This window comes from Polaromonas sp. P1_E3 (genome assembly GCF_056405935.1).
The window spans coordinates 1-3,668 of sequence record NZ_JBFUBD010000276.1 but is presented as its reverse complement, the minus strand read 5'-3'; the positions used below and the strand labels follow the sequence as shown (position 1 = coordinate 3,668).

General features: G+C 60.5%; 5 protein-coding genes, 1 other RNA gene and 1 riboswitch. Of the genes, 2 read left to right on the top strand and 4 right to left on the bottom strand.

Translation table 11 applies throughout. The features are described from left to right. Both AC1D0Z_RS17695 and AC1D0Z_RS17690 read left to right on the top strand, forming a co-directional pair. Nucleotides 1-461: substrate binding domain-containing protein (locus AC1D0Z_RS17695; protein WP_477659510.1), on the top strand; the 461-nt coding region annotated here is incomplete at its 5' end. 110 nt (nucleotides 462-571) lie between these two features. Continuing rightward, nucleotides 572-1,555, top strand: a complete 984-nt coding sequence (locus AC1D0Z_RS17690) for a LysR family transcriptional regulator (protein WP_477659509.1) — start codon at nucleotides 572-574, stop codon at nucleotides 1,553-1,555. Here AC1D0Z_RS17690 and AC1D0Z_RS17685 read toward each other — a convergent pair. The 4 genes from AC1D0Z_RS17685 to AC1D0Z_RS17670 all read right to left on the bottom strand — a co-directional run bounded on the left by AC1D0Z_RS17685 (nucleotide 1,537) and on the right by AC1D0Z_RS17670 (nucleotide 3,262). Continuing rightward, nucleotides 1,537-2,337: a sulfite exporter TauE/SafE family protein gene (locus tag AC1D0Z_RS17685; protein WP_477659508.1), complete on the bottom strand. Its 801-nt coding sequence runs from the start codon at nucleotides 2,335-2,337 to the stop codon at nucleotides 1,537-1,539. The genes AC1D0Z_RS17690 and AC1D0Z_RS17685 overlap by 19 nt on opposite strands. A gap of 107 nt (nucleotides 2,338-2,444) precedes the next feature. After that, a non-coding RNA gene (gene ssrS / locus AC1D0Z_RS17680) (6S RNA) lies at nucleotides 2,445-2,624 on the bottom strand. Nucleotides 2,625-2,690: 66 nt separating this feature from the next. Further along, nucleotides 2,691-3,026, bottom strand: a complete 336-nt coding sequence (locus AC1D0Z_RS17675) for a cell division protein ZapA (RefSeq protein WP_477659507.1) — start codon at nucleotides 3,024-3,026, stop codon at nucleotides 2,691-2,693. Next, a complete protein-coding gene (locus AC1D0Z_RS17670) occupies nucleotides 3,023-3,262 on the bottom strand; it encodes a DUF904 domain-containing protein (RefSeq protein ID WP_477646586.1) in 240 nt (79 codons plus the stop codon). The genes AC1D0Z_RS17675 and AC1D0Z_RS17670 overlap by 4 nt, the downstream gene beginning before the upstream one ends. A gap of 46 nt (nucleotides 3,263-3,308) precedes the next feature. Continuing rightward, nucleotides 3,309-3,595, top strand: a riboswitch (cobalamin riboswitch). Nucleotides 3,596-3,668: the final 73 nt, after the last annotated feature.

Sequence of the window (3,668 nt, the reverse complement as noted above, 5' to 3'; positions counted from 1 at the left end):
ACTCCACCTTGGGGGCGCGCTATCTTGGCATCAATCCATGGGTGGTGGTAGCGTCGCCCGACTACATCAAAAAACGCGGCGCCCCGGCTGACCCCGCCGGGCTTGTCAAGCACGACGCGCTGGTTTACAGCACGGTACAGGGCGACGCCCGCTGGCATTTCACCGGGGCCGAGGGGCACGCGCGCCCGGTTTCGGTGAGCGGGCCATTGCGTTCGAACAATCTCTCTGCATTGCTGGCTGCGGCACGGGGCGGCATGGGCGTGGCGGCTTTGCCCAGGTATGTGGCGCATGAATCAGTGCGCAGTGGCGCCCTGTTGCCCGTGCTGAACGACTGGATGCTGCCATCCCAGGAGATTCATGCGGTTTATCCCTCGCCTCAACTCGTACCGGCAAAGGTCAGCGGATTTGTCGGCTGGCTCCAAGGTCAATTCGGCGAGTCGTGGTGGGCCGACCAGAAATAGCCGCGGGAACAGCGGGAAGAAACGTGGCGCAGCCGACAACGAACGATTATTCATTGCTAATTGTTTGATACCATTAATTATCTAAACGTTATGGTTTCAAAGGGCCGGGTATGAAAAACGCGACGTTGCGCCAACTCAAGGTGTTCGAGGCCGTTGCGCGGAACCTGAGCTTTTCGCGAGCCGCCGAAGAGCTGCACCTGACGCAGCCGGCGGTATCTATCCAGGTCAGCAAACTCGAAGACCACGCGGGCCTTCCGCTGTTTGAGCAGCTTGGTAAAAAAATTCATCTCACGCCCGCGGGCGTGGAAATGCTTCACTCCAGCCGGATCATCATCCAGCAGTTCAAGGAAGTGGAAGAAGCCATGGCCCAGTTCAAGGGCGTCTCCGGCGGCAGGCTGAACGTCGCGGTGATCAGCGCCGGCGACTATTTCTTTCCGCGTCTCCTCGTCGAGTTCGCCCGGCGCCACTCAGGTGTCACGCTGGACTTTGGTGTTTGCAACCGTGAAGAGCTCCTCAGCCAGTTGACCGACAACCTCACGGACCTGGCGGTCATGGTTCGCCCGCCGCTGGACATGGACACAGTCAGCGAACCGTTCGCACCGCATCCTTATGTTGTTGTCGCGGCGCCTAACCATCCGCTGGCAAGCAAAAAGCGCATCCCGCTATCGCGCCTGGCCAGCGAACCTTTCGTCGTGCGCGAAAAGGGCTCCGACACCTGGAATTCGATGGAGGAGGGTTTCGGCGCGCACCTGGGCGACCTCAACATCGCCATGGAGATCAAGAGCACGGAAACCATCAAACAAGCCGTGATTGCGGGCATGGGTGTGAGTTTTCTGTCGGCACACACCATTAGTCGCGAACTTCAGGTGGGCAGTCTGACGGTGCTCGACGTGCAGGGTTTTCCACTGATGCTCAATTGGTATGTCGTGCATCGCCGCAACAAGCGGCTGACACCGGTAGCGCAGGCCTTCAAGACTTTTTTGATGGCCGATGGCGGGGCCTTGATCGAGCAGACGATTGGCTTTCGTCCCAAGTCGGCGCTGCCCCGCCGTGCTAGGCAGCCGGGGTCACAAGTTCAACGCAGCAGAAAATAGGCCGCCAGGAAGTACAACACTACAGCGAACACCTTCTTCAGCGGCTGGATGTCCATGCGGTGAGCCGTGCGCGCGCCCAGCGGCGCTGTGCAAATACTCGCCAACGAAACGATGACAAGGCCTGGCAGGTAAAGAAAGCCGACGGAGCCGGGCGGCATCTGCGGCATGTTCTGGCCGGCCCAGATGTAGCCCAGGGTGCCAGCCAGCGCAATCGGGAATCCAAGCGCCGCAGAGGTTCCCACTGCGTCATGGATCTTTACGTTGCACCACGTCATGAAGGGCACCGAAACGAATGCGCCGCCTGCACCTACCAGCGAAGACAGCATGCCGATCACGCCGCCCATGCCAAAAGTGCCCAGGCGGCCGGGCAGGGTGCGGCTGGGTTTGGGTTTGCGGCCCAGAAACATCTGGGTGGCGGAAAACGCCACAAAAATGGCGAACAGGATACTGAGGATTTTTCCCGGCAAGGCCACCGCCAGCTGCGCCCCGATCAATGACCCCACCAGGATGCCCGGCGCCAGCAGCCGGACGATGGGCCACAGCACAGCGCCGCGCCGGTGGTGCGCACGTACCGAAGACAACGAGGTGAAGCAGATAGTGGCCAGTGAAGTGGCTACCGCCATCTTGACGGTGTATTCCTGCGGATAGCCTTTGGAGGTCAGGATGAAGGTGATGAACGGCACCATCAGCATGCCACCGCCTATTCCCAGGAGACCGGCCAGAAAACCAGTGCACAGGCCCAGCAGCAGGAGTTCGGCAATCAGTTGGGGCTCGAGAGACATCGAATCTGCTGTGGTGCGGCGAGAGCCTGCAACCGGTTAAACCAGTCAAGCCGGTTGTCGTTTTTGTTGGCGGCCAGGATCCGGGCCGGATCCTGGACAAGAAAATAAAGGTGTCTGCGAGTGCCACTGGACCGTCATCCTGAACCGGGGTTCAGGTGRGCGAGGGCAGTCAGGTTTCGGGTTCRTCTGACGCGAGACGATCACACCTGCCAGACAATTTACCAAGCCCGTGCTCGAAGAGCATTGGTTCAAGGAAATATAAAGCCCAATGCGCATCGCAGACACATTCATTGTAGGCCTTTGCGGGCCTGTGCGCGAGCTGCGGTGTGATGGGCAGCGGGGCTTGTACGGGCTTAAAGCAGGCGGCCGTCGGTACCCAGGGCTGCGTCAAGCCTCTGCAGTAATGCTGCGAGCTGCGGATGGGCTGCTTCGCCGGCGCCACTGCCCGTTTCAGCGGCGGTAGCGGCGGGGGCGGGCGCGGTGTTTGGCGTGCGCTCGGGGAGCTCGAAGGCGAGGTTGAGCGCCGCCAGAACGGCAATGCGGTCACGCGCCTTGATTTTGCCGGCATCGCGAATCCTGCACATGGCCATGTCAACACGGTTCACCGCGTCCAGCATTCTGGCATCACCATTTTCGGGGCAGCCCAGCAAATAGCTTTGGCCCATGATCTGCACTTCGAGCTGTTTCATGACTCGGTTCCTACAGTGTTCTTGACGGCGTGCCCATTGGTTTCGGGCAGGCGCTCCAACAGCGCATCCACGCGGGCACGCGCCGCGCCGAGCCGGGATTTGAGCGAGTCGCGTTCGTGCGTCAGAACGCCGACCTGCTCCACCAGGAGCTCGTTGGTGCGCTGCAACTCCTCGTAGCGCAACAGGAGCCGCTCAACGCGTTCGACGATCTGGTCGATTTGGGTTTGGTTCGACATGGCAGCCCTGATTGTAGGGTTTGCGGCCGAACATGGGGAACGGCCGCGTAGAATCTCCCATGTTGGTGCCCGCAGTGTGGTTCGCACGCTGCAGTTCAACGGGAAGCAGGAGAGGGTCAAAGCCATGCGCCAGGTCAACCTGGTTTGCCGGCGCCGCGACCTTTAACCTGCGCTGCCCCCGCAACGGTAAAACGGACGAATGCGCTGCCTGACGCCCAGTCAGAAGCCCATTCAGCTTTCATCATTAGCCACTGAGCGTTTTGAACACGCGCTTGGGAAGGCGATGGAGGTGGTTCCGTCAGCCCGGATACCGGCCAACAAGGTGAACGCGCACGTCCATGAAGTGGCTTGAGCGTTTGTAACGCTCATGCACTGGCGGGGAAGCCGGTGAGGGTATTTTGCTGAC